Origin of the sequence: Bacteroides acidifaciens (assembly GCF_903181435.1) — a bacterium.
In the GTDB taxonomy this organism is placed as follows: Bacteria; Bacteroidota; Bacteroidia; order Bacteroidales; family Bacteroidaceae; genus Bacteroides.
In genome coordinates this window covers 814,364-840,252 of record NZ_CAEUHO010000001.1, presented here as the reverse complement: position 1 = coordinate 840,252, position 25,889 = coordinate 814,364, and the positions used below count along the sequence as shown (strand labels likewise).

The window sequence follows — 25,889 nt, the reverse complement described above, 5'->3', positions numbered from 1 at the left end:
TACTATCTTATTTTTACAAAGCGACATGAATTATTTTTTTCCTGTTCAATATTGGCGCAAGATATTGTCTAGTTTTTCTTCTTATTACCAACCTTCATCAAGACAAGCCCGATGACAATCCAGACCATTTCGCGCACGCGGGTAATCAATGCAGCATAGACTCCGTAAGCACCGGAGAGAGAAAGACCGCCTACGGCGAGGGCGAATCCGCCTTCACGTCCGCCTAGCTGCATCGGCAGGAAGAATAAAAGGTTGGCAAGTAAAGAAGAGAAAGCGGCAATCAGGCAGCAGTCGGCAAAACTGACGTTCGTTGTCAATACGTTCAGTATCAGCCATATTTCAAGGCAACTAACGACGCGGGCTGTATATTCGAGAAAGAGGGCTGCGTAAAAGGTACGTTTCTTTTGCTGATGAAGAAGGGCGATTTGTGTATCTATATTTTCAAGTTTTTCCCGGTGAGTTTCGGCAAAGCGGAGCACTTTCTTTTTCAAAAAAGGGATATGGCTACCCATGCGGACACAGGCTATTGCCATTCCGTGGCGATAACCTTTTATAAAAAGGATGGCAATCAGCAGGCAGAATAGGGTGATAGCTCCTAAGATAATGCCCATCACCCACCCTACCGGATATAGGCAGACGTAGAGTAGCACAGAACTTAGCCAAAAGCAGAAGTGGGAAAAGATATGCATCATCACATAGAGAATCACGGAAGATGTGGCTCTTTCTATGCCGACGTAAGGTTTCAGCTCCATGATACGATACGGCTCACCGCCCATCAGCCCGACAGGAGTCACATAATTAAGCGCGAAACCCGTGACGGTGAATTTATAGAGCCGGGCAAATGAGAAACCGGTCTTGCCGCCGCTACGGATGATGATATACCACGATATGCTATTAATAAGATAGACGAATAGCCATAGCAATAAGACCAAAGGCAAATATATTCCCGCACGCTTCAAGTTCACCCAAAGCTCCTGATAATCCATATCAAAAGTGAATATCATTATCAGGACGGCGATGATGCCGAAGGCGAGGAATATATTACGGTAGCTGCTCTTCACTTATACACTTGTTTGCACATCGGCAGTCGCAACTGCCGAATTTTCCATTATAGAATATCTAAAATATAATAGCAAATACTACTACTTTATATAGGTATAGTATCTGTCGAAGAATCTTCGGAATGCCGGGATTTTCATCAATACATATTCGAATATCAGCCAGCCTGCCAATGCGCATGAGATGCCGAGCAATACGTCGATAATATAGTGATGGCAGGAATAAACGGCTGTTCCCCAAATACCTGCCATAATGATAGAGAAGAGGGTAATGACATACCATCTAGATTTGCCGATGATGGCATATACCAGGGCTACGACCATATAGGCTGCATGCAGTGAAGGTACTGCGGCAAAGACATTCGCATTGCGTCCGTAGATAGAATCAAAGATTGATACTCCGAAGAAAGCGTCAAAGCGTCCCAAGCCCGCTACATTGCCCGGGGTGTTCAGTATCGGTTCGAAGCCGTAGTTGATGGCGTACCAGGGGGGAGCGGCAGGGTGGATATAATAACCGGCGAAGCCGATTAAGTTGACGAAAAGAAATACCAGGGCAAAGCGAAGGTACGTTTTTCTCTCCTTCTTGAAGTACAGGCAAAGACCGAACAAGATGGGGACGGGAACCCAACAGAGGTAGAAGATTCCGGCAAAAACGTCGGCTATCGCCCAGTTGTGCGCGGCAAAGTATTCGCAGGGAGTGACGAGGATGCCGTTGTCCATTACGCCGAAGAGGGATTTCTCCAGATTATAGAGTCCGGCCACGTCAATCGGATTCACTTCGTAGTTGGGGCAGATACGCATCCAGTCATACGAGATTCCGAAAAGGGCGAAAGGCAGCAGGGCTACTGCCAGTTTGCGGGTAGGCAGTCCGGAGAAGAATAGGACGAGGTAGAGCACTGCTATCATCAGATGTTCGGAGCGGAGCCCTATGAAAATAGCTGTCAGCAGAAGAAAAAGAGCCATGATGACTATAACGGTCAGGGTTTCTCTCTTCGATGGCTTTTGAATGTTCTTTATCATTATAAGAGTACGTTTATGTGCCAATTAAGGAATATGCCGGTCATTTTCCAATTGGCATATCAACTTATCGGCATATTGAATAATTATTCCTTCATCGCTTTGTAACAGTGTCTCACACGTGCAAAGGCAGTGATATTGGCCAGTACGGCGACTAAAGCCAGAGGAACGATTAATATCAGAATCGGTTCGAAAGCGGTGATGTCCTTGAATATGCCACAAAACAGAGCACCAAGGCTGGTCAGCACCACGCGTTCGGGGCGTTGCATGAATCCTACCTTACATTCTATCCCCAAACCCTCGGCACGTGCACGGACATAGCTTACCATCAATGAGCCGATAAGCGCCACGAAAGCAATAAGTGCATAAAGGAAATAATCTTTCATTGACAGGTAGTAGCAGATACCGAAGAAAGTCATCAGTTCGCTGTAACGGTCGAGTACCGAATCGTAAAGCGCACCGAATTTGGAACTCATGTTACCCAAGCGGGCTACACGTCCATCCATCATATCGAACAGTCCGGCAAACAGAATCACACCGCCTGCCCATCCGATGATGGCAAGGTCGTTTTCTCCACCATAGATTCCGGCATATACGAACATACCCGCCGCTACCACATTCAGGATAAATCCGGTAGTGGTGATGAAGTTGGGAGTGATTCCGATTTTAATCATCCCGTGTATCAAAGGATTGATAATCTTATAAATCAGTTGTTGTAAATAATCTCTGTAATTCATGTGTCTAAATCTGTTTATATCTAATTCTTCTATTTATTTCAAATTCTTCAATGCCTTCTTCCGAACAAGCTCCTTATATCTATATTCCGGTAAACAAAGAGACGCTGCATATTATAATTCCAGAACAGCGCGACAATTACCGCCACCACCACTTTGGGTATAATGAAAAAATCACCGAAATAGAGACTAAGCGTATCCCGCACCCAGGGAATCTTCGCCAAAGATTCCGTCAGCGCATATGTCCCCCATGTGTTCAGCCAAACGCTGCAAAGCCACACAATGACAAACTTGGCAGCTACATTCGTTTTTTTGCCTTTCGACTTAAATGTCCATTTATAATTAATGATGCAATTGACAATTCCCCCGTAGATGGCACCCGCCAAGGTAGCATATACATAGTAGACATCAAACAGCCTTACCAGAAGAATCGTTACGAGAAAGTCTGCAATGGTTGCCATCTGAGCAGAAAGTTGCGCCCTCAAGAACATGAAGAAGCCGCCTTTCTGAGAAATCATCCGCGCAATCTTTTTCAGCCAATCACCCATCTCGCTCCCACCAACAAAATCAAACTATACACTCCCGCCAAAATATCGTCCATCATAACCCCTACTCCACCTTTCAGGCTCTCCATCTTGCGGATGCCCAGCGGTTTGGCAATATCAAATGCACGGAACAGGACAAAAGCCGCGATGACGTACCAAAACCAGTTCTCATCATTCGGTACAGCCAGCAACGGTATCCACACTCCCACCATCTCGTCCACTACCACGCGCGAAGGATCCTCCCCCCAATAGGGCTCCAACTTGTCGGCAGCCCAAATGCCGGCGAATGTAAATACAATCACCAAAACGGCAGTAATCCATAAAACAGTAGTAAAGGGAAACAGGAAATAGAGTACAATCCAAATGATAGAAGCCAATATCGCCCCAGCCGTGCCGGGAGCAAAAGGAGAAAAACCGGAGCCAAAGCCCGTGCCTATAAAAACAGGTAGAAAGGAAGGTCTTTTCATTATTTGCAATAGAATGTATAAGAATAACAAAACTTTCCCCTTGCTGAAAAAGGGGAAAGTTTATATATTTTTCAGGAACATCTTCCCGAATTAAGCCAAATAATCAGGTTCTTTTTCACCGATCATGTTACGCAACGTCTGTTTTACCATTCTCCATTGAGTGAACAAGTCATGTTCCGGCTGGTGCTCGAAATCATGCATCGGACTCTTGCAGAAGAATGACAACCAAGTCTGGATGCCACACATGCCTGCACGCATTGCCAGGTCACTGAACAATACGAGGTCGAGTGCGATAGGAGCGGCAAGGATAGAGTCGCGGCAAAGGAAGTTCACCTTGATTTCCATCGGATAACCCATCCATCCGAAGATGTCAATATTGTCCCACGCTTCTTTGTTGTCCTTACGGGGCGGATAGTAGTTGATACGTACTTTATGGTAAACGTCTCCGTAGAGATCTGGATATTTTTCCGGTTCGAAGATAGTGTCGATAACAGACAGTTTGCTGACTTCTTTTGTCTTGAAGTTGTCCGGATCGTCGAGCACTTCACCGTCACGGTTGCCGAGGATATTGGTAGAGAACCAACCGTTCACACCCAGCATACGGGTTTTGAACATCGGAGCCAATACGGTTTTCATCAGTGTCTGACCGCTCTTGAAGTCTTTACCTGAGATAGGTACTTGTTTTTGTTTGGAGAATTCCCACATAGCAGGAGTATCCACACACAAGTTAGGAGCACCCATTACGAACGGAGCATCTTCTGCAATGGCAGCATATGCATAACACATACTCGGAGAAATCACTTCTGTGTTGTTGTCCTTCATTGCCTTTTCCAAAGCAGCGAGTGACATGTGTTCGTCAGACAATGGAATGTAGATTTCAGTACTTGCAGCCCAAAGCACAACGATGCGTTCGCAGTTGTTGGCAGCCTTGAAGTCGCGGATGTCCTGGCGAAGTTGTTCCACCATTTCCCAGCGTGTAGCAGCTTTCTTGATATGTGTTCCGTTCAGACGTTTTGCCCAATTGTGGTCGAAAGCAGCCGGCATCGGTTTGATAGCTTCCAATTCGTCTTTTACTCCGTTCAGGTCTTTTTCTTTCAAAACCTCAGCGTACATGGCAGCTTCGTATGCGTTGTCCGGGAAAATGTCCCATCCGCCGAAAACAATGTCGTTCAAATCCGTCAAAGGCACAACGTCCTTGATGAGTTTTTCTTCGTTGTTTTCCATGCGCATTGTGGCTAACTGGGTAATAGATCCTATCGGTTTTGCCAGTCCCTTGCGAGAGGCTAGTGTACCTACAATCATTGTGGTGGCAACTGCACCACCGACTCCAACTACCAATACACCGAGACGTCCGGTAGCAGGTTTAATTTCTTGTTTCATTTCTATTCTATTAAAATTAAACTAAAATTGATGCAAAAATAAGATTAATTAATTACTAATACGAGCTTTGTTTGCTATATAAACATTGCAATTAGCAGGATTTAACTTTTAAAAGGTCATGTGGAGACTTATTCTCAAACCGGACTTGTCAATTCCCGGAAAATCACGGTAAGTAAGCCGCCACACGTAGTCCAAACGTAACACCTTAAAAATGTTTTCAATACCTACTCCTGCTTCTACGTAAGGCGTTTTTCCCATTGTACGGGTATCCGCAATCGGAAAAGCGAACAAATCATCACTGAATGCAGGATTGTTCTTGTCACTCAAATGTCCGTACAGCCCACGACAGGAAACTATTTCACGCCATTTCAGTTTTTTCAACAACGGAACACGATTGAACAACCACCCGTTGAGAAAATAGGTGACATCCCATGAGAAATATTCATCGTTCATAAACTCCATCGCGTTCATCAATGAGTAAGATTCCGGCTGGATGGTATAGGAAAGATTGGCATTGGGCATGATAAGCAACGGGAACGGTACTTTATCCCACACTTTCCCTGCTTTCAATATCACATCCGTATAACCGAAAGCGGAGAACCAAAAACGTTTTTGTACGCCGGCTTCGGTATGGTTGTATGTATAGTCGCTGCCCAGGATTCCCTTCCCGGCGATGGTATGCGACAAGGTAAACACGGGAGCATCCAGGGATACGGGGAAACGGTTCCATTGGGTCTGGAAGAACTTCTCGTTCGGAGCGTAACGCAGTTTCAGTTCTGCCGCACTGGTAGAAAAATCTTTTACCGGAGTGAAGGTATTGCCTTGCTTCAGCAGAAAGGGAATCAGGTAAGAGGATTCGTCCGTCCGCCTACGCGCTGTCAGTTGGAAAGAAAAACCGGAGTAAAATTCATTGGTATAGGTCATTTCCGCTTGTTGGAAATAGCCGATACGGTCGTCTTTCTCACGTTTCAAGGCGAGAAATACGTTGTCCTTGCTTGTATAAAGATAATTTTGCCCGTATTGGTTGACATCTGATTCGTAACGCAATTTCAACGAATGAATGGGAAATTCATTGGCATATTCTTTCTTTTTCTTGAAGGAGTATTCCAGTTCCGCCAGTCCTTTCACTCTCTCGTCTTTGAAGCCGTAGGCGACGTAGCCTTTACCAAACAGGTGCGGGTTGAGCCAGGCGGTGGTCATTCCCCCACCACGGATACGGACGCCTTCGAGCGTGTTACCGCTGACGGTGGCATTCATCGGACCGATATAGAAAAGAGGGGCTTCTTTCGATGTGGGGATATAGCCGGTGAAGAGGATGGAGAGTACTTTCTCCGTCCAGTAATAAACCGGATAACCGCGCAGTTGTGCCATCAGCCGGTCTACCGAATTCTCCTGTTGCGAGATGGCAGTTTGCGGGCGGTTCTCCGCCCAGAAAGATTCGGGGCGTGCCAGAGCGGTTGTTTCTTCGATGATGCGTTCCGGCTTGCCGAAGGCTTTGTCCGCTTCGGCGGTCGGCGTGAAGGTGTAGTTGCTGTAATCCGCCACACGACGGGCGAAGATACCGTCCTGCCCTTCGGTCAGTTTGAATTCTACGGTGATACTTTCGTGGTCGAGCAGGCGCGTACCGTCTTCGGCACGTTTGAATTCCTGTTCGAGCAACATATAATCTACAAAGTTCAGGTTTATCTTTTTCGGGAAGTTAAATACGGCACGTTTCACAAAGTAAGTAGAATCGAGCGTGACATACAGATGCCCGTTGAAGCCGAAAGACTCGGAGTTGAAAGGGGTAAAAGCGAGGTCTACGCAAGGCTCACCCGCTATCTGCAACGTATCCATCAGGTAGTATTTATAGAATCCTGTGCCGATACGGGACAGGGGACTGACAAACTTATTAGTGAAGAGGGAGATGTTGTTCTCGTAGATGTCCACGTCCTTGAAAACTTCATTGATGGCTGCCTGCATGCCCTGTTTAGAGAGAAATTCGTCGACACCGGCTTGCTTGCGTCCTTTCACCCATTGTTTTTCCGAACGGGGAGATTTCCGGTAATAGTCCGTAGCGAGCAGTTCGCGGGCGGATACGGTGAGAATCGGCTTTCCGGTGACGGCAGAGGTGTCTACGTATTCGGTGAGGAAATCAAATTTGCGGTAGAGCCATTTCTTCTGTTTCTCTTCGTCGAAGTTATTCAACGCGAAGGTGGTCTTTTCGTAACGTTCGCGTTGCCAGAAGTCTTTTTCGTAAGGGGAATAGTTGTCGCGGCTTTCAATCATCCGGCGAACAAACTCTACGGCGGGATTGTCTTTTTTCCGGTAGTGCTCGCGTTTGGGTTTCACTACGACTTCGGAGAGGTCATACGAGGTAGGTGAAAGCGCTACTTTGTAGGATACGTTACGGGCAGGACGAATGTTCCGGCTATCGTCATTATAGCCGATTACGGAAATCACAAGTACTGCTTCGGAACGGTTGGTCTTGAAATAGAAGCGTCCGTCGCTTCCGGTAGTAGTTCCCTCGGTGGTGTCTTTCAAACGTACAGATGCATAAGGCAGGGGTTCTTTTGTCAGAGAATCAGTAACCACACCCTGTACCACATACTGTGCACTAAGGGGAATACTGATTGTCAATAAAAGAAAGAGCGTCGATATACCTTTCATCATTAATCTCAGACCTTATATCCTATTGAATTGAGCGGGGCAAAGGTACGGGTATTTGAATTCAAAAAAAGGTCTGTTTGACGGAAGAACTGTTCTTATTTAACACAATCAAGGAAAAACAATCTGAAATTTGGTCAATCCGTCGGCATAAGTCCGCAATGAAAAGGTGCACCCGTGGCGCATCAGTACTTCGCGGATAAAGATAAGGCCGATGCCCTGCCCGTTCGGTTTGGTAGAGAAGAAAGGGCTGAACAGTTTCGCTTCCGTTTCCTTGCTGATGCCTTTGCCGTTGTCTGTGATTTCGATAGTGGCGGGAGACAAGGTACGGATAATGATTTCTCCGTCTGTCCTGATGCTTTCGACGTCTGTTTCGATGCTTTCGACGGCGTTCTTGATGATGTTCACAAGTACTTGCTCGAAGAGGGCGGCATCCACCATGACATCTTTCAGGCTTTCGTCCGGTTCCATGCGGAGCTTGATATGGCGGTCGTTGCACATTCCTTCCATGAAACGTTTGCAGGTAAAAGCCAGGTCGTTCAGGTTGACGGGCGAGACGGTAGGCTCGGGTATCTTCACAACGTCGGCAAAGCGGGTGATGAAACGGCTCATGGAGAAGCTGCGTTCGGTACACACACGCATCACATCGCAGATGTCGTCCATGCCTTCTTCGGTGGAAAGGGCTTGTTCTACGGTGTCCAGTGTGGAAGTGATGCCGGCGGTCGTGTTGTTCACTTCATGGACTATCATGCGGATTACCTTCTCGTAGGCTTTCTTTTCGGCTTTCATCACTTCGTCCGTCAGGCTTTCTACGAGGAAGAAAGGGTGTTGAAATCCATGGTCGATAAAGGAAGAGTGAGTGCAACGGTAGATATTAGAGTCGTTCAAGCGGACGGTGGTTGTCTCGCCTTTCGGGACGTTGGCCAGCTCCATGGCTAGCGGGGAGTCTATCTCTTTCATCTTCTTGCCTTGTACGTCTTCCAGACGGACACCGAGCATTTTCAATGCCATCGGGTTTAGTTGCGAGAGGTCGTCGTCGAGGGTTGTGATAATGACCCCCATCGGGGAAGCGTTAATCAGCAGGTCGAGAAAGTGATTTTGTTCGCGCAGACGGAGACGTTCGTTCTTGAGTTGTTCCATCATGCGGTTGAAGACATTTACGACACGGTCGGCTTCGTATTGTCCCACCGGACTGAGGCGGCTGCTGAAATCCTGCTCGCGCAGCAAGTCCATGCCGCTTCCGATGGTATTTAAAGGTTTTACGAGCTTGCGATAGAAAAAGGTCAGATAAATGAGGATGAAAAGTATCAACCCCTCTCCTATATAGAAGAAGACTACATTCAGTTGACTGGAAAGGAGCAGCAATACACTACCCAATGCCAGCAACAGAAAGACAAGTATGTAGAAAAATCCTTTTATACGCACGTTTATCTGTGGTTAATGGTTACCTATACAGTAATATTATATTTTTCGAGACGGCGGTAGAGGGCGGCACGGCTGATACCCAATGCCGTAGCTACCTGACTCAAATTTCCTTTGTAACGTTCCAGTGCTTGAAGGATGGTCTGCCGTTCTATCTCATCCAATGTCATACCTGCCAGGGATGCGCCTTCGACTGCTCTTGCATCGTCGTGGCGAATGTATTGGGCGTCGAAGTCGGAAGCGTCGAGAAGTGGTTTGCCACTTACCAGTATGGTTCTTTCTACCAAATTCTTCAGTTCACGGATATTTCCGGGGAAAGGCAAACGGCTCAGGAATTGCATGGCGTCGGCAGAGAAGTCCGTGTGAGGTAATCCGTTGATTGCAGCCTGACGGTCGGCAAAATGACGTGCCAGCAGCGGGATGTCTTCGCGGCGTTCGCGCAAGGCGGGCAGTTTTACAGTTATCAGGTTGATGCGGTAGAACAGGTCTTCGCGGAAAGAGCGTTCGCTCACCATCTTGCGCAGGTCGGCATTGGTGGCGGAGACTACACGGATGTCGGTCTTGCGGGGACGGCTGTCGCCGAGAACCTCGAAAGTCTGGTCTTGCAATACACGCAACAGTTTCACCTGGCAGGAAGGGTCGAGGTCACCGATTTCATCCAAGAAGATAGTTCCTTTGTTCGCCATTTCGAAACGTCCGATACGGTCGGCGGAAGCATCAGTGAAAGCTCCTTTCTTATGCCCGAACATTTCACTCTCGAACAGGCTTTGGGAAATACCGCCCAAATTGACTTTTACAAACGGGTGCTTCGCACGCTGGCTGTTGATATGGATGGCTTCGGCTATTAGTTCTTTGCCTGTCCCGCTCTCGCCCGTGATTAGCACGGAAGCGTTGGTATTTGCGATACGGGCGATGGTATTCAATACGTCCGTCAGACCTTGGCTGCGTCCGATGATATGGCTGCGGTCGAAGGAGTCGCTTTGTTCCTGTGTAGTTTCTTTAGAAGTCGTTGAGAGTTCCAAGGCGGTTTCGATTCGTTGCAACAGGGCGGCGTTGTTCCAGGGTTTTGTGATGAAGTCGAAAGCACCTGCCTGCATTCCCTGCACGGCAAGTTGGATACTTCCCCAAGCGGTCATCAATATAACCGGAGTTTCGGGACGGAATATCTTTACTTGCTTGAGCAAAGTCAGACCTTCTTCGCCCGTTGTGGAAAGGGTGAAATTCATATCCATCAAGATTAAGTCAGGAGTTACGGAACGCACCACATCCATGGCTTCCTGGGGAGAGGGAACTGCCTGTGCCTCATACCCTGCCCGCTTCAGCATGAAGCTGAGGGAAGAGCGCACTGCGCTGTCATCGTCAATTATCAGAATCATGATTCGTGTCTTTATTTATCAGGGAAGATAGTTACAGTATCTTTATGATATTGCAAATCTACAAAAAATTACTAACGGACATCATGCTTTCCGCTTTTTATTGCCGGATAATTTCATCAAAATCAGCTTCCAGTTCGGTGTTGGTACGGAAATCCCAAAGCGTCAGGCTGCGGATTTGGTAGAAATAATACCAATAATAATAAAGTTCGGAAATATGTTTTTGTCTTGCCTGGTCTTTTGAGTTCTGAGCGTCGTTTAGGTCGAGGGTATTAATCTTGCCTATCAGGAAAGTTTCGATACTGGTCTTGTAACGTTGCTGGGCGATAGCGTCGGCTTCTTTGGCGATAGTCAACTGTTGTGCCTGATTGTTGAAATGTTCCACCAGCAGGAAAATATCCTGATTGAAATTAATCTGTTCTTGGCGAATCTTTGAAAGTACCACATCACGGTTGCTTTTGGCTACACGAACCTTGCCACGGCGTTTTCCCCAATCCAGGATAGGTATTTTGACGCCTACCTGTACTATCTGGTTATCTTGCAAGTTTTTATAGACGGTGGGGAAATTACGGTTTTCTCCGGTATATCCTATGCTGGCAAAGAGGTCGACGCTACGCAAGTTGCCCCGTGCCGTAGCCACTTCATAATCGGCTTCCAACTGGCGGCGACGGATATTCTGCGCGAATGAGTTACGTTCGAGCGCTTTGTTCAATACCCTATTATATTCCATCTTTGAGCCGTCTACGGCTTCGGGAATGACAGGACGGAGTATCTCATCCTCTCCTACTCCCAGGAAGGCACGGAGCTGGAACATCTTGGCATTCAAGTCGCTCTCCGCTTCCGTCAAGGCCGCTTTCGCGTTCAGGGCGGAAAGTTTGAGTTGCAGGAGTTCGTTTTCGGAAATCTGCCCCATCTTCCGTTTGGCAAGGGCTACTTCGTAGAGGTGGTCGGCGTTTTTCCGGTTCTGTTGGGCGGTGCCCTGGTTTTCTCTTGCCAGCAGGAGATTGAAGTAATAGGTAATGGCGCGCATCGTCACTTCTTCAGTAGCGGTGATAAAAGCCGCTTTCGCTTCCGCATAGCGCACCGGTTCGATGCGCCTGTCCCACTTGATGTTGTTCACTCCAAAGATGGGTTGTGTAAGTTTCAAGGTTACGGGGACGGACATAAACTGGCGGTCACCACCGGAACCGAGTTGTTTCATATAGTTGAGAGAGGAAGTCAGAGAGAGTTTACCGCCGGTCAGCCAAATGTTCTGGTCGATGGAAAGTTCGCCGGAAAGCCCCAGTGCACTGTTGCGGACGAAGCTGTAGGAACCATTGGAATTCTGATAAGAACTGTATGATTTATTGTAATTGGGCAAAGTGCCGGTGAGATTGACTTCCGGCAGAAGGTCGGCACGGAAGGTACGGTACTCCCAATAGGCGGTTTTCAGTTCATTCAGTGCAACGGCTGCATCAACGGATTGCGAACGTGCCATTGCGATAGCTTCATTTAAGGTTATCTCCCTTTCTTTCTGTCCTTCTTTCTGAGCCGACAATGCCAATGGAAGGCAAACTGCGGCAAGAGCTACTAATATACTTTTCTTTTTCATTATGCACAGTATTTTCCACTAAAGGAGAATCAAACGATGTGCCAAAAGAATAAAGCATTTATTTCCAATCGGTTACAAGATAAGCATAGTGTTCATTTTCGGACACTATACGCAAAAACGAACGTTCGGGATTATTCGTAATGGTTGGGAAGGCGTACGGTGAAACGAGTACCTTTACCTACCTCGGAAGTCACGGAGATGGAACCTTTCAGACGTTCGATGATAGTTTGGCAGATACTCAACCCCAGTCCGGCTCCTTGCGTGAAGTTATCGACTTTATAGAACCGTTCGAAAATATGCCGGATGCCCTCTTCTGAAATGCCGACACCTGTATCTTCTACAAAAATACGGGTATATCCGGGGACTTCATCTTCTTCATAGCCGAAAGTGATAAACCCGCTACTCGTAAACTTGGCAGCGTTATTAATCAGGTTATTGACTACCTGCTGCAAGCGGACATTATCTGTTTTCAGATATTTCTTGTCGCTTTCGGGCATACGCAATACCAGTTCTACGCCCGACGGCATGTTCAGCCTTTGCGAATCGTGGACGGTCTTTAAAAGTAAAGGCAGGTTATGGTCTGCAAACATGAATTCCATCGTGCCGGACTCGATACGGGACAAATCAAGAATGTCGTTTATCAATGTCAGCAACAGGCCACAGTTCTTGTTAATAGTCGCTATAAACTGGGCAATTTCTTCTTCCGTGAAGCCGCTTGTATCACTCAACAAGTCGGAGAAGCCTACAATGGCATTCAACGGAGTACGAATCTCGTGGCTCATATTGGCGAGGAAAGCAGATTTCAGTTTATCTGCCTGGAGAGCTTTATCGCGCGCTTCCCTCATTTCCTGTTCGGCTGTCTTATATCGCTGGATGCTTTGACACACACCCAATATGCCGTACAGTGAATCCTGTGTCAGACCGCCGATAGCTGAAGAACGGTATTCCCACCACTCATATTCACCATTCACATTGCGTTGGCGGAAACTCAGACGGGGATTCTTATTCTCTCCTGTCAATGCCTTGTCAAATTGAGGAACGATTTCCTTCAAATCGTCCGGATGAATCGTACAGTTCATCTCTTCACGGGTGATGGTAGTGACTGATTCGTCATATCCCATCCGCACAAGGAAACCTTGCGGGAAAATAAAGCAATTGGTTTTCATATCAAACTGCCACGGGTATATGGAACTTTCATCCAGTGCCATATCAAAGAAACGTTTCTGCATTTCTTCATCCGAGATGTTACGTGCGGAAAGAGCCATGCCCGTAATTCCCCCTTTCGAATAAATCGGAACGATTTCTCCGGATACCGGGAAGTAATTCTCACTGTACACTTCTTTCATAAAAGAGCCTTGTGGTATCTGTACGCTCTCTCCCGTACGGGCTACCTGTTTCAGCATTTTATGAAGAATATTTTGCCCTTCATGATAGATATTGAAAATACTGCCTGCCACCATCCCTTCATAAAAACGTCCGCCCGACTCATACGGCAGATGGAGCATCCTCAACAAAGAACGGTTCGTGAAATGGATATGTAGGTCTGTATCATACGTTATCACGCCATCGCGGATGGAGTGGAAAACATTGTCAAACTCATTGCGCTGTTCTACCAGTTTGTTCTGTACGAGCAGGCGGGTCTGGACTTGTATCCGTCGTTTGGATTCGCGACGGTTGGCACGCATCAGCCATACGATAGATGCTATCAATAAGGCCAGGATGGACGGATAGAGAAGGATGAAGAGGAATTTGTATTTCTCCCAATAGGGTTCGTTGACAATGATTCCGCCAGCAGCTGTCGCTTTATCGGGGTCAACATGGAAAAATTCCAGTTGCTTGTAGTCGTATATAAATCCCTGTTCGGCTTGTGTCACTCCGATACTCAGTGGAGAAGTCCCTTTCAATACCTGTGAAGCTCTTTGACCTGCCATAAACGCAGAAGCATAGGCATCGCTGTCATAGGCGCAGAAGACACCGTTGGTCAGTCCCACAGTCTGGGTTGAGAACACCGGAGCTTTGGAGTTTTTGCCTACGAACGAAAGGAAAGGCGACCATTTGGGAGCAATCACAATGCGCCCGTAGCTATTGCTCGGATAACAAATTGCCGCAATAATGTGACTGGTGGTATGATTCTGAGTATTATAAATTTTCATGCTATAATCCGGGTTATCCTGTTGGAAGATTTCCCACCCTTCTTCAAAGTCATCGCAACCTTTGTTACTCAGAAAACTATTATCTATCACGCAAACAACATCTTTTCGCTGGGGAAATATCTTTTGCGCATGACGCAGAATGACATCAAAATCGGGATTGGTCGTGAATCCGCAGACATTGGGGTGAGCTGCAAGCAGTTTTGCGTCAGGATACTTGATACCGAAAAAGACAACCGGAACCTGCAATGGCAGCGAGTCTCCGCATGCGAAGAGTGTATAGAAAGCCTCATCGCTCGCCGTTACAATCAAGTCCGTCCGACGCTCACGGGCACGTTCGCAAAAACGACGCATGATTACTTTCTCCGAATTGAATGCCCAGAAGTCAGCGTCCAGATATTCTGTCGTAATATTCACCTTCACCCCGCTCTCTCTGAATCCTTTCACCAAACCTTGATTAAGGTCACTGTGCCAAGGAGTCTGAGAAGTATATGACTGGATGAAGAGTATATTGAATGTACTTTCCGAAGCTACCGCCTGAACGAGGACAGCTAAAAAGAGAACTACAAACAAACAGTAATATCGTCTATTCATAAGCAAAAAAACTGCATTGTTTTCAGTATTATGCGCACAAAGATAAGTTATTATATTGAAAACAATGCAAATAGCCTTATTTTTTTATTCCTCGCGCAATGCTTCTGCCGGCTGTATGCGGATTGCCTGACGGGCAGGAAACCAAATACCGGCCAGTATCATCACAGCCATCAGGAAATAAGTTACGACAAACGTTATAAGGAAACGGGTAATTCCCCATTCCATATATCCGCCAGTTAAATCCAGGTAGCCTATGTTATAGCAAATCACGGCAGCAGGCAAAGCCGCCAAAGTAAGCAGTAACAGTCCTTCTTTGTTCAGTCGCCCCCAAAGTTGCATCCGGCTTGAGCCGACCGCCACACGAAGAGCCAATTCGGAACGGCGATGTTGCGTGCGGAACCAGAATGTACCGACAATCCCCAACAGGATATTCAGCAACAGAAAGCCCATCATCCAGAAACGAACCTGTACCTGATTGTAATTACCCTGTTGAAAGTCATTCCGTATATTTTCATAATCATGTACTTTCAGAATGAACAGATTACCAACACTCAACTGGCTGGCTGACAGATTCATCAAATGTTCCGGAAAGTCTTTACTAGTACCCGGCTTCACCCGCAAGCAAACTTCCAGGCTGGAAGGATAAAAGTCATCATCAAGCTCAGCCATTTGCTTTTCAGTGAAAGCATTAGCTATATAAATATCGCTATAATTAGGCCAAAAATCATTGTAGCGAACTTTTGCCGATACAGCTCCTATCTTGTGCACTTGGGTAGAATCATCCACATTCACCATTTCCTTGCCCAATAATGTGCGGTCACCCTTATAATCATCCGGCCAAAAATTCCCACTAACTACCACATTCCCGTTTTTCAAAGCCTGTACCAACGGTTCATAACCACGACCATCTGCGCTTTGGTAACGGAATACCTGAAAAAACTCAGGAGTCATCGTACGCCGCAAGGGATTACGGACTACGGTATCAACACGCAATATACTACCGGAATTACTTCCGATATAAGGACGTGCATTATTGGATATGGAAACTGCTTCCACTTCCGGCAATCGTTGAAGACGGTTTACCAGTTCAGTAATGTCCTGCCCCAACGTGGTATTCTTTTTATCTTTAGGGATATAGGAGTTGCTCTTGTTATTTTTCAGGCTAAGCTCCAGATAGTAGGTATCGGTAATATCAAACCCTACCGGTTCATAATAGGTACGGGCGGTCACATATGTCCAGTCGACTACATACCACAGGACAACAAAAACAAGTAATAACTCTGTCCACAACCATCCGTTCGACCGGCGTTCGTTCCATATTTGTTTTAATAGCTGCATCTTCTTTTCAATTTATTAGTTGACTGTTCGGGTTATCTCTCATTTATGGCATCTACAATATTGGTACGGGTGATTCTCCATGCCGGAATAGCCGCACTGAGCAAGTTGAGCAGGAAGCAGGCTAGGAATGCCAACAGGAATACGACAGGGTCAAACAAGAGGTCGACGCACATCGTCCGCAAATCGTTCACCCCATCGGATACGAAGTCTACGGAGAACAACATTCCCCCGAGAAGGAAAGCGGCAATGTAGCTCAATAATAATCCGAAGATACCACCAAAAAGCGAATAAAGCATGTTTTCGGAAAGTACCTGCATCATTAATTCTCTTCTTGGGGCACCGAAGGCTTTCCGCACTCCTATTTCGGAGAGACGTTTGCGCATACGTGATAAAGTGAGGCCGGACAGGTTGACCGCAGGAACAATCAGAAATACAAGTAATGTTATTATATATTGCCGGACGGCTTGTTTCACTGCCGGGGGATTATTGGCGGAATATCGTTGTGAAGCAACGAAATACGTGTCGGGTTGTCCGCGATAGAGCAAATCGAAATTAGGATGCCCTGCCATAAATACTGTCCTCAGGCGGTCTGCTTCATTGCGAATAGCCGGAAAGTCTTTTTCTGATTTAGCTAATATGAAAACAGAAACCATTCCCATGATATTTTCATATCCCCAAGTTGCGGTGAAAGCATTCGTCGAACTTAAAGGAATCCAGACTTGCGCATAAGCGTATCGTGCCAATTTGGATACCGGGCGCACTACTCCGCTTATCAAGTAAGCAGAATGATTCAGCAAGAACGTCTTTCCTACGACTTCCGACGTTCCGAACAACCGACGCGCCATATCTTCGGATATAACGGCTTTCGCTGCTCCGGCATCAAAATCGGCATTATCATACGGCTTACCGGAGAGAAAATCAAATTCAAATACTTTCCAAAAAGCATCATCCGTTTGCAGTACGCTGCAACTTTCCATTTCGCCTGCCGGTTTGGCTGCCAACATCGTTTCCCGGAAAGAATTGGTGATGGACACCGCTTCGGGCACGGTCATCTCTTTGAAACAGGCCTTTGCCGTGTTATATCCGATAGAGCCGTTGCTCTGCCAGTTTACGTTTGATTTATTCTGGAGCCCGGCATAACGGAAGACAAGCATGCGGTCACGATGAGTCTCCGGTGCAAAAGGAGCAATGGTCGCACGCAAAGTGATTACAATCACCATTATCATGGCAATAGCCAATGCCGTGCCGATGATAGAGATAAAAGAAAGCAGTTTATTTTCTTTCAGCAGTTGGAATGCCTGCTTGAAGTAGAGTTTTATCATTATCGTATCATTATAACGTTTAATCTATTTTTATTCATCTTTCAATGATAACCAGAACTGTACCTGCAATATTCTACAAAGAGATTTATCGCACCTGCCGTCCGTCAAAGAAACGGATGGTACGGGATGTCTGCTTCGCCTGTTCTTCATTATGAGTCACCATTACGATGGTACGCCCGTCTTCTTTGTTCAGACGATGGAGAAGTTCCATGACTTCGGCTCCCATTCTGGAGTCCAGATTACCTGTCGGCTCATCAGCAAGAATTATTTCCGGATTACCGATGATGGCACGGGCAATAGCTACGCGCTGGCACTGACCACCGGAAAGCTGTGTGGGGAAATGATTCATGCGGTGGCTTAGTCCCACCTTCTCCAGCACTTCCTGTGCCAACCGTTTGCGTTCGCTGTTACCGACACGGCGATAGAGCAGCGGCAGTTCCACATTATCCATTACATTCAGCGAACTTATCAGATGGAAAGACTGAAAAACGAAACCAAGTGTCTTGTTACGGAAAGCTGCCAGTTCCTTGTCCTTCATCCCTTGGATGCGGATTCCATTTATTTCTATCGTCCCCATTGTAGGCGCGTCGAGCAGTCCCATTATATTCAGCAAAGTAGATTTTCCACATCCTGAAGGTCCCATTATACTCAGAAATTCGCCACGCTCTACCGTCAGATTCACATTTTCCAACGCTACCGTTTCAATCTCGTCCGTACGGTAAATTTTTGAAAGAGAGTTCAGTGTTATCATAACTTCTTGTATTTAGTTTATTTAATCTTCAATTTATTCTTGTTCTTATATGCACTCATGTCGTTGACAACCACTTTATCACCCGGTTGCAAACCACTTATTACTTCTACATATTCAAAATTGGAATCTCCCAATTGTACTTTACGTTTTACCAGTTCGCTGTCCGAGTCGCAGACAAACAGTTCATATTCGCCGCGTCCCACATAATAAGAGCCATTGGCAATGCGCATCACATCTTCTTTCATAGCGTTCATCACATAGACATCTGTCTTCAAGCCCGAACGCAGACGGTGATGATTGTCTTCGTTCAGCTGTACGCTGAAAGAGATGACTCCATTCTTTGAAAGGGGCGTCACACTGCTGACGGTTCCTTCCAGTTTGTCACTGCCTATCTTCACAACCGCCTTTCCACCTGCCGACACACGGTCGCCATAGGTATCGGCAATTTCGCCTTCTACCTTAAAGTGACTTAAATCGGAGATAACAGCCACCTGCTCTCCTTGCGAAATCTGTGCGCCAATCTGATTATTAATATAGGTAAGGATTGCTTTGCGGGGAGAGCGGATTTGCGCGTCTTCAAAGGTACGTTTCATTTCCGCCAGACTCTTGCGGAAGATATTGAAATCAAGCTCCTGCACTTTCAGTTCGGCGGCGGCTACTTCCTGTTCATTTTTATATTGCTGTTGGAGTTGCTCATACTCAAGCTGGGCGACATTGTAGCTTAGTTCCGCCTGACGGACTTTATCCGTCGTTCCTGCTCCGAGACTGTCCAGGTAGTGCTCGTTTCTTAGTTCCACTTTCATCCGGCTCAGTTTCATGGCGGAAACTTTAATCTGCATTGCCATATCGGAGAGCTTGGTCTGATTGTTGACACGGAGCTGGTCGAGCTTATACTGGCGCATTTTCTCTTCGTCCAGAAGTTTCTGATATTGCGTTTCCGTACTTTGAAGGTCGAGTTTCAGAATCGGAGTGCCGATGTCTACGCTATCGCCCCCTTTTTTATAGATTTCGAGGATACGGGAGTTAATAGGTGAATTGATAATCTCTTCAAAAGCAGGGACTACCTTTCCCGACGCGCTGACACTGACTTCAATCACTCCTTTGTCAATAGTAGAGATAACAAGGTCTTTTTCTTCTACTCCCGCCCTCATCAAAGAAATGAGTACGCTGACAACAATAATTCCCGCCACTCCAATGAGCGAGTAACGAATGATTTTCTTATTGCGTTCTTTCTGACGAACTTCTTTTGGAATTTCTCTGTCCATATCTGGTTGTTTATGATTTTATCATGTATTTATTCGGCATTTATTATACCAAATCTATGCCAAAACCATAAACTACTGATAAACAGAGGATAATTAAAAACACAGGGTGTCCGAAATCGAACACCCTGTACGAATTTACCGTCTAAGAACAAGACGGAGCCACATAAAGCGGACTTATATTTTTGTTTGTTTTGCTTGTTGCGTATATTTTGTTTGTTTTGTTATTCTGTTCTTATATTTGTTTTGTTTATTGCGGTTATCCCATTTATTTTGTTTGCTGCGGTTCTTTTAGCAAGTCTTTCCCCAAATGAGTAGTTGCCTCAACAGCTTCCCGGTCACGGATTTCTTTTGCCTTACGGGCATAGACAATCATACGCATGGACTGGTCATAAGTGAAATAATTCCATATCCAGTTGAGAAGAACTACTACCTTATTCCGCACCCCAAGGATGGAACGCAGATGAACGACCAGCCACATTACCCAGGCAACCCCCCCCTGCATCTTCACCTTACTGAATTCCGCAACGGCACGGTTACGTCCCACCGTTGCCATCGAACCTAGATTACGGTAATGGAAAGGCTTCATCTCCTGTCCTTTTTCAAGGCGTATCAGATTCTTTGCCAGCAGTTCGCCTTGTTGGATAGCGACTTGTGCCAGTTGGGGATGTCCGTTCGGGTAATTTTCATCGGATGACTGGATACATTGGTCGCCGATAGCAAACACATTGTTCATTCCTTCCACACGGTTGAAGGAATCGACTTTGATACGTCCGCCACGACCTATCAACGAAGCATCCATATTTCCAATAGTCACTCCGGTGACACCGCTCACCCATATAAAAGTACGCGTGGCAATCTCAGTGCCGTCCTCAAGTATGACTTTATGGTCACGGTAATCGGTCACACGCTTATTAAGCAGTATATTCACGCCCATTTCACGAAGAAACTTTTCCGCATGGGCTGAGGAGTCTTCCGACATTCCTGCCAGCAATCTCGGGCCCGCTTCAATCAGATAGATGTTCATCAAGCTGCTGGGCATATCCGGATAATCATTCGGCAATACAAACCTTTTCATTTCGGAGAGTATTCCCGCCACTTCGATGCCGGTAGCGCCGCCGCCTACAATTACAATGTTAAGTAATTCCTGTTGCTCCTGCTTGGTAGAGCAGGTAAGTGCCCGTTCCAGATTTGCCAAAAGGGCATTCCGCAGTCCCATTGCTTCCGACACGTTTTTCATCGGCATGGCTTCCTCTTCGATATGCTTGTTGCCAAAGAAATTGGTGGTAGTGCCTGCTGCCAGAACCAGATAGTCATATTCAGCTTTCCCGATAGAAGTCTGAATCATATTCTTCTCCGGGAAAATGGCACGTACTTCCGCCATACGGAAATAGAAATCTTTCCGATGCTGGAAAATCTTGCGGAAGGGGAAAGAGATAGAAGTAGGTTCCATACCCGCCGAAGCCACCTGATATATCAAAGGAGGAAACTGATGATAGTTGTTCTTATCTATCAATACGACTTGAAAGCCTGACTTTTTCAGCTTGTTAGCCAACTTCAGACCACCGAAACCACCGCCTACTATGACGACACGCTTCTTATCACTTTTTGCAATGTTCAGACTCATATTCCAATCATGTTTTATCTACATGATAACACGCGGATGAGTCATTAAGTTTTTGCGGTATCCAATTTTTATCAGAAAGCGCACTTATCGCAAGCGCAGCCTGTCTCCCACTTCCGGAACATAGTCACCGTCCTTGCGGTTCATCTTATACAGATTCTTCAGACGGATACCATATTTCTGGGAGATGCCGTGCATGGAATCACCGTCTCTTACGATATATACGGTATGAGGTTTGGAAGCTTTCTTCTTTTTGGATTTCAGATAGATGATATCTCCCGGCATTAATGTATATTCACGATGCAAGTCGTTATACTTCACGAGCTTTTTCCAGCTAATGTCCAGTTCCTTCCCTAAATCCTGAAAAGTATCCCCACTACGGGCAACGACATAAGCTATGTCATTGGCAATGTAAATCTGGTGCGGATTCATCAGCCAAGGGTTCTTCCGCAACTTGCGTTCCGAGTAAACGCCTTTGCGGTCATATTTATACAAGTCGTAATCTTCAATAATCGTAATCAGACGATTGGCATAGGAAGGGTCGGTGGCATAACCCGCTTTTTTCAGTCCGCGTGCCCAGCCTTTATAGTCGGTAATGTCCAGTTTGAAAAGAAAAGCATAACGGGCGCCTCTTCTGAGAAAATCGGAATGGTCTTCGTAGGAGTCACGCGGATGCTTGTAGGCACGGAAACATTCGTTGCGCGCGTCATCGTCATGGCGAACCGTACGTCCTCGCCAGCTACTACCGCATTTGATACCGAAATGATTGTTGCTTTTCCGTGCCAACTGGCTGTATCCCGCACCACTTTCCAGCAGTCCCTGCGCCAGCGTGATACTGGCGGGAATCTTATGAAGCTTCATTTGTTCGACAGCCAGGTCACTATACTTATTTATATATTCGGTATAACGGGCGTTCCGTTTCTGTGCTTGCACTCCTATGGCAAAAAAGAATACGATAGTTAAAAAGACAAGCCTATGTAATTTGTTCTCCATTTTAATTCAGATGTGGATTATAGGACACAAAAATCTGAAAAATAATTGGGATTATCAATCTCTTTCCTAACTTTGTAACATTAATTGTTAGAAACCAATACCTCAACGCGTATGAAAGACCTCATAATTACCGCAGTTATCAAAGTATATCAATATAATGAGTTGAATGAAGCCGACCGGGCACTTATGAAAACAGCCATGGATGCAACAGCACGCAGTTACGCCCCTTATTCCCGTTTCTCGGTAGGGGCTGCCGCACTGTTAGGCAACGGCACCGTGGTAACAGGAACGAATCAGGAAAATGCCGCCTACCCGTCGGGACTTTGCGCGGAACGCACAACCCTATTCTACGCCAATTCCCAATACCCCGACCAACCGGTCATTACCCTTGCCATTGCCGCAAGAACCGAAAAGGACTTTATAGACAACCCGATTCCGCCCTGTGGTGCTTGCCGCCAGGTAATTTTGGAAACGGAAAAGAGATATGGACACCCCATCCGTATCTTGCTCTACGGCAAAGAGTGTATTTACGAAATTAAAAGTATAGGTGATTTATTGCCGTTATCATTTGACGCATCAGCAATGGAGGATTAGCCATGTTACAGCAATATCACACAAAACTAAAAGGAACGCTCGCGCTTACGGATTCATACCTGACGGAGAAAGCATTGCAAAAGGAAAAAGGACTTTATAAGTTTATATGGGTACGCAACGGAAACATCACGGTAGAGATAGACCATCAGGAAATGGTACTTGCCAAAGATGAAGTGATTTCACTGACCCACCTGCAACATCTCGAATTCAAATCAATCGACGGCGATTACCTGACTTTACTGTTTAACAGTAATTTCTACTGTATTTATGGTAACGACCATGAGGTATCATGCAGCGGCTTCCTCTTCAACGGTTCGTCCCATCTCATCCGTTTCACGCTGAATGAGAAAGAGCGCAGAGAACTGGATGCCATCACCACAGCATTAGCAAACGAATTCACCGTTTCCGACAGTTTGCAGGAAGAGATGCTGCGCATATTGCTGAAAAGGTTCATCATCCAGTGTACCCGGATTGCACGCCATCGCATGAATATTACTCGTGAAAAAGAATCCGGTTTCGAGATTATACGCCAGTACTATAATCTCGTTGACGAACATTACCGGACGAAGAAGCAGGTGCAGGATTATGCCGACATGCTGCATAAGTCGCCCAAGACACTGTCGAATATCTTTTCCACTTGCAAACTGCCCTCTCCGCTCCGTGTGATTCACGAACGGGTGGAAGCGGAAGCCAAGCGCCTCTTGCTTTACAGTAACAAAAGCGCCAAAGAAATTGCCGATATTCTGGGATTCGAAGACCAAGCTTCTTTCAGCCGTTTCTTCAAAAATATGACGGGACAGAGCGCCGTACAATTCAGAAATACGCAGGAAGGGAAGAGTTGATAAGGGATACGGAAGTATTGCCATTTTGGGGGGATTGAAAAAGCACGACCTTTGCGGTGTAAGTTAAATCAAAAACCCTACAAAATGAAAAAGTCGGGCTGATAGGTGATACACAGGCTATTATCATGACGCTCGACACACTCTCCTTTCTCGTCACAACGCATACTCAAAACACTTAAAAAAGACTAATCACACTACTATAGAGGATTCTGACTTCTTGGGGCAACGGAACAAATCTTATTTTCAGACTGTTATATAGTCTAATACAAATCGTTAAAGAAAGAAGTTATGAAACAATATGACGCAATTATTATAGGGTTCGGCAAGGCAGGAAAAACACTGGCTGCCGAACTTTCAAACAGAGGATGGCAGGTTGCCGTCATCGAACGCTCCGATATGATGTATGGGGGGGCTTGTCCGAACATTGCTTGTATCCCAACAAAAACTCTGATACACGAAGCCGGAATTTCTTCCCTACTGTATCACGAGGATTTCCCGAAACTGGCAAGCATGTATAAACAGGCTGTTGCCCGTAAAAACCGTCTGACCTCTTTTCTTAGAGGAAACAATTACGAAAGATTAAGCAAACATCCGAACGTGACTGTCTACACAGGGACAGCTTCCTTCATATCTGCCAATACCCTGAAAGTGACACTCCCTGACGGGAATATAGAACTGCAAGGGAAAGAGATTTTCATCAATACCGGTTCTACTCCCATTATTCCGGCAATCGACGGGCTCAAGGAAAGCCAGCATGTGTACACCAGTACCACTCTTCTAGATACGAGCGTCCTGCCCAAACACTTGATTATCGTTGGCGGTGGGTATATCGGACTGGAATTTGCTTCGATGTATGCCGGATTCGGCAGTAAAGTGACTATCCTTGAAAGCGGCAACCGGTTCATGCCCCGCAACGACCAGGATATTGCCAAAAGCGTCAGAGAGGTGATGGAAAGAAAAGGCATAGAGATTCATCTCAATGCCCGTGCACAATCTATCCATGATACGAATGACGGTGTGACACTGACCTATTCGGATGTGTCCGACGGAACCCCTTACTTTGTGGACGGTGACGCTATCCTTATCGCTACCGGACGGAAACCTATGATTGAAGGATTGAACCTGCAAGCAGCAGGCGTGGAAGTGGATGCCCACGGAGCTATCGTGGTAAACGACCAGTTGCGCACTACCGTCCCTCATGTATGGGCAATGGGCGATGTGAAAGGCGGTCCGCAATTCACTTATCTTTCATTGGACGACTTCCGGATTATCCGCAACCAGCTCTTCGGAGATAAAAAACGGGATATCGGCGACCGTGACCCTGTTCAGTATGCAGTATTTATCGACCCGCCGCTGGCTCACATCGGTCTCACTGAAGAAGAAGCACTGAAAAGAGGTTATTCCTTTAAAGTTTCTCGCTTACCGGCCACTTCCGTAGTCCGTTCGCGCACATTGCAACAGACGGACGGTATGCTAAAAACTATTGTGAACAGCCACAGCGGAAAGATTATGGGATGCACGCTGTTTTGTGCCGATGCCCCCGAGATTATCAACATCGTAGCTATGGCTATGAAAACCGGGCAAGATGCTGCTTTTCTACGCGATTTCATCTTTACTCATCCGAGTATGAGTGAGGGATTAAATCAACTATTTGATGTATAAAGGATAACATAGTTAAAGGATAAAGGCTTTCAGCGATTTCGTTGAAAGCCTTATTTCTGTGTAGAAAGGTATAGTTCTATGAGCCAATCTATTAGTAACAAACTTTATATAGCTTACTAGCAAACTTATTTTGGATTAGTACTAAACTTTTTATGCACTAATCTCAAACTATAAACAAAGCTTTTGTTTTTATAAATTCAGGTTCCATTTTTATAAATGAAAGCTTTGTTTTTATAAATGCAAGTTTCATTTATAGTTTGTTATTAGTACAAAACAACTTTACTTCCTACTAAGCGGAACTTTCCTATTAATGGAAAGAAACTTCTTTCTTAATGTTCTGTACATGATTTACAGCTAGTTTGAAAAGCTACAATAGTAGGAATAGAAGAATTACTAGCTTCGTGTAAGCCATAAAGTCTGCAAAACGGACAAATAGAATCTGTAAACCAAGCAAACAGAAGTTCTAAATTAGGTAAATAGAGTCTCTGAATTCAGTAAATAGAGGCTCTGATTTGAGTAAACAG

Annotated in this window: 20 protein-coding genes and 1 pseudogene; 4 read left to right on the top strand and 17 right to left on the bottom strand. The window is 45.9% G+C overall.

Annotation, left to right across the window (positions count from 1 at the left end):
• Positions 1 to 68: 68 nt before the first annotated feature.
• The 17 genes from CLIN57ABFB40_RS03345 to CLIN57ABFB40_RS03265 form a co-directional block, all read right to left on the bottom strand.
• Positions 69 to 1,061 (bottom strand): lysylphosphatidylglycerol synthase transmembrane domain-containing protein, encoded by a 993-nt coding sequence (locus CLIN57ABFB40_RS03345; protein ID WP_175628879.1) that lies wholly within the window; start codon positions 1,059 to 1,061, stop codon positions 69 to 71.
• Between the two features lie 81 nt (positions 1,062 to 1,142).
• Positions 1,143 to 2,078: a phosphatase PAP2 family protein gene (locus CLIN57ABFB40_RS03340; protein WP_175628878.1), complete on the bottom strand. Its 936-nt coding sequence runs from the start codon at positions 2,076 to 2,078 to the stop codon at positions 1,143 to 1,145.
• An 83-nt stretch (positions 2,079 to 2,161) separates the two neighbouring features.
• On the bottom strand, positions 2,162 to 2,812 hold the full coding sequence (locus tag CLIN57ABFB40_RS03335; RefSeq protein WP_167966375.1) for a CDP-alcohol phosphatidyltransferase family protein: 651 nt from the start codon (positions 2,810 to 2,812) through the stop codon (positions 2,162 to 2,164).
• A 47-nt stretch (positions 2,813 to 2,859) separates the two neighbouring features.
• Positions 2,860 to 3,327 (bottom strand): GtrA family protein, encoded by a 468-nt coding sequence (locus tag CLIN57ABFB40_RS03330; RefSeq protein WP_175628877.1) that lies wholly within the window; start codon positions 3,325 to 3,327, stop codon positions 2,860 to 2,862.
• A gap of 14 nt (positions 3,328 to 3,341) precedes the next feature.
• Positions 3,342 to 3,821 (bottom strand): phosphatidylglycerophosphatase A, encoded by a 480-nt coding sequence (locus tag CLIN57ABFB40_RS03325; RefSeq protein WP_175628876.1) that lies wholly within the window; start codon positions 3,819 to 3,821, stop codon positions 3,342 to 3,344.
• 90 nt (positions 3,822 to 3,911) lie between these two features.
• Positions 3,912 to 5,201, bottom strand: coding sequence for an inositol-3-phosphate synthase (locus tag CLIN57ABFB40_RS03320; RefSeq protein ID WP_175628875.1), 1,290 nt, complete (start codon positions 5,199 to 5,201; stop codon positions 3,912 to 3,914).
• A gap of 108 nt (positions 5,202 to 5,309) precedes the next feature.
• Positions 5,310 to 7,853 (bottom strand): DUF5686 and carboxypeptidase-like regulatory domain-containing protein, encoded by a 2,544-nt coding sequence (locus CLIN57ABFB40_RS03315; protein ID WP_175628874.1) that lies wholly within the window; start codon positions 7,851 to 7,853, stop codon positions 5,310 to 5,312.
• A gap of 105 nt (positions 7,854 to 7,958) precedes the next feature.
• Positions 7,959 to 9,272 (bottom strand): sensor histidine kinase, encoded by a 1,314-nt coding sequence (locus CLIN57ABFB40_RS03310; RefSeq protein ID WP_175628873.1) that lies wholly within the window; start codon positions 9,270 to 9,272, stop codon positions 7,959 to 7,961.
• 23 nt (positions 9,273 to 9,295) lie between these two features.
• On the bottom strand, positions 9,296 to 10,645 hold the full coding sequence (locus CLIN57ABFB40_RS03305) for a sigma-54-dependent transcriptional regulator (protein WP_175628872.1): 1,350 nt from the start codon (positions 10,643 to 10,645) through the stop codon (positions 9,296 to 9,298).
• Between the two features lie 97 nt (positions 10,646 to 10,742).
• Positions 10,743 to 12,233, bottom strand: coding sequence for a TolC family protein (locus CLIN57ABFB40_RS03300; RefSeq protein ID WP_175628871.1), 1,491 nt, complete (start codon positions 12,231 to 12,233; stop codon positions 10,743 to 10,745).
• Between the two features lie 131 nt (positions 12,234 to 12,364).
• The gene (locus tag CLIN57ABFB40_RS03295; RefSeq protein WP_175628870.1) at positions 12,365 to 14,977 is read right to left on the bottom strand and encodes an ABC transporter substrate binding protein; all 2,613 of its coding nucleotides are present in this window, start codon (positions 14,975 to 14,977) and stop codon (positions 12,365 to 12,367) included.
• Positions 14,978 to 15,061: 84 nt separating this feature from the next.
• Positions 15,062 to 16,315, bottom strand: coding sequence for an ABC transporter permease (locus CLIN57ABFB40_RS03290; RefSeq protein WP_175628869.1), 1,254 nt, complete (start codon positions 16,313 to 16,315; stop codon positions 15,062 to 15,064).
• A 32-nt stretch (positions 16,316 to 16,347) separates the two neighbouring features.
• Positions 16,348 to 17,637, bottom strand: coding sequence for an ABC transporter permease (locus CLIN57ABFB40_RS03285; RefSeq protein WP_175628868.1), 1,290 nt, complete (start codon positions 17,635 to 17,637; stop codon positions 16,348 to 16,350).
• Between the two features lie 85 nt (positions 17,638 to 17,722).
• Complete coding sequence (locus CLIN57ABFB40_RS03280) at positions 17,723 to 18,388, bottom strand: ABC transporter ATP-binding protein (protein ID WP_175628867.1); 666 nt, start codon at positions 18,386 to 18,388, stop codon at positions 17,723 to 17,725.
• Positions 18,389 to 18,405: 17 nt separating this feature from the next.
• Complete coding sequence (locus CLIN57ABFB40_RS03275) at positions 18,406 to 19,653, bottom strand: efflux RND transporter periplasmic adaptor subunit (RefSeq protein ID WP_175628866.1); 1,248 nt, start codon at positions 19,651 to 19,653, stop codon at positions 18,406 to 18,408.
• Between the two features lie 265 nt (positions 19,654 to 19,918).
• Positions 19,919 to 21,277, bottom strand: a complete 1,359-nt coding sequence (locus CLIN57ABFB40_RS03270; RefSeq protein WP_175628865.1) for an NAD(P)/FAD-dependent oxidoreductase — start codon at positions 21,275 to 21,277, stop codon at positions 19,919 to 19,921.
• Positions 21,278 to 21,361: 84 nt separating this feature from the next.
• Positions 21,362 to 22,267: a glucosaminidase domain-containing protein gene (locus tag CLIN57ABFB40_RS03265; RefSeq protein ID WP_175628864.1), complete on the bottom strand. Its 906-nt coding sequence runs from the start codon at positions 22,265 to 22,267 to the stop codon at positions 21,362 to 21,364.
• Between the two features lie 111 nt (positions 22,268 to 22,378).
• On the opposite strand from CLIN57ABFB40_RS03265, the gene CLIN57ABFB40_RS03260 reads away from it, so the two are divergent.
• The 4 genes and pseudogenes from CLIN57ABFB40_RS03260 to CLIN57ABFB40_RS03245 all read left to right on the top strand — a co-directional run bounded on the left by CLIN57ABFB40_RS03260 (position 22,379) and on the right by CLIN57ABFB40_RS03245 (position 25,365).
• Entirely contained in the window at positions 22,379 to 22,861 is a 483-nt protein-coding gene (locus CLIN57ABFB40_RS03260; RefSeq protein WP_175628863.1) for a cytidine deaminase, read from the top strand.
• Between the two features lie 2 nt (positions 22,862 to 22,863).
• Complete coding sequence (locus tag CLIN57ABFB40_RS03255; protein ID WP_175628862.1) at positions 22,864 to 23,703, top strand: AraC family transcriptional regulator; 840 nt, start codon at positions 22,864 to 22,866, stop codon at positions 23,701 to 23,703.
• An 89-nt stretch (positions 23,704 to 23,792) separates the two neighbouring features.
• Positions 23,793 to 23,864: pseudogene (locus CLIN57ABFB40_RS03250) on the top strand (hypothetical protein); the annotation flags it as partial.
• A 127-nt stretch (positions 23,865 to 23,991) separates the two neighbouring features.
• On the top strand, positions 23,992 to 25,365 hold the full coding sequence (locus tag CLIN57ABFB40_RS03245) for an FAD-dependent oxidoreductase (RefSeq protein WP_175628861.1): 1,374 nt from the start codon (positions 23,992 to 23,994) through the stop codon (positions 25,363 to 25,365).
• Positions 25,366 to 25,889: the final 524 nt, after the last annotated feature.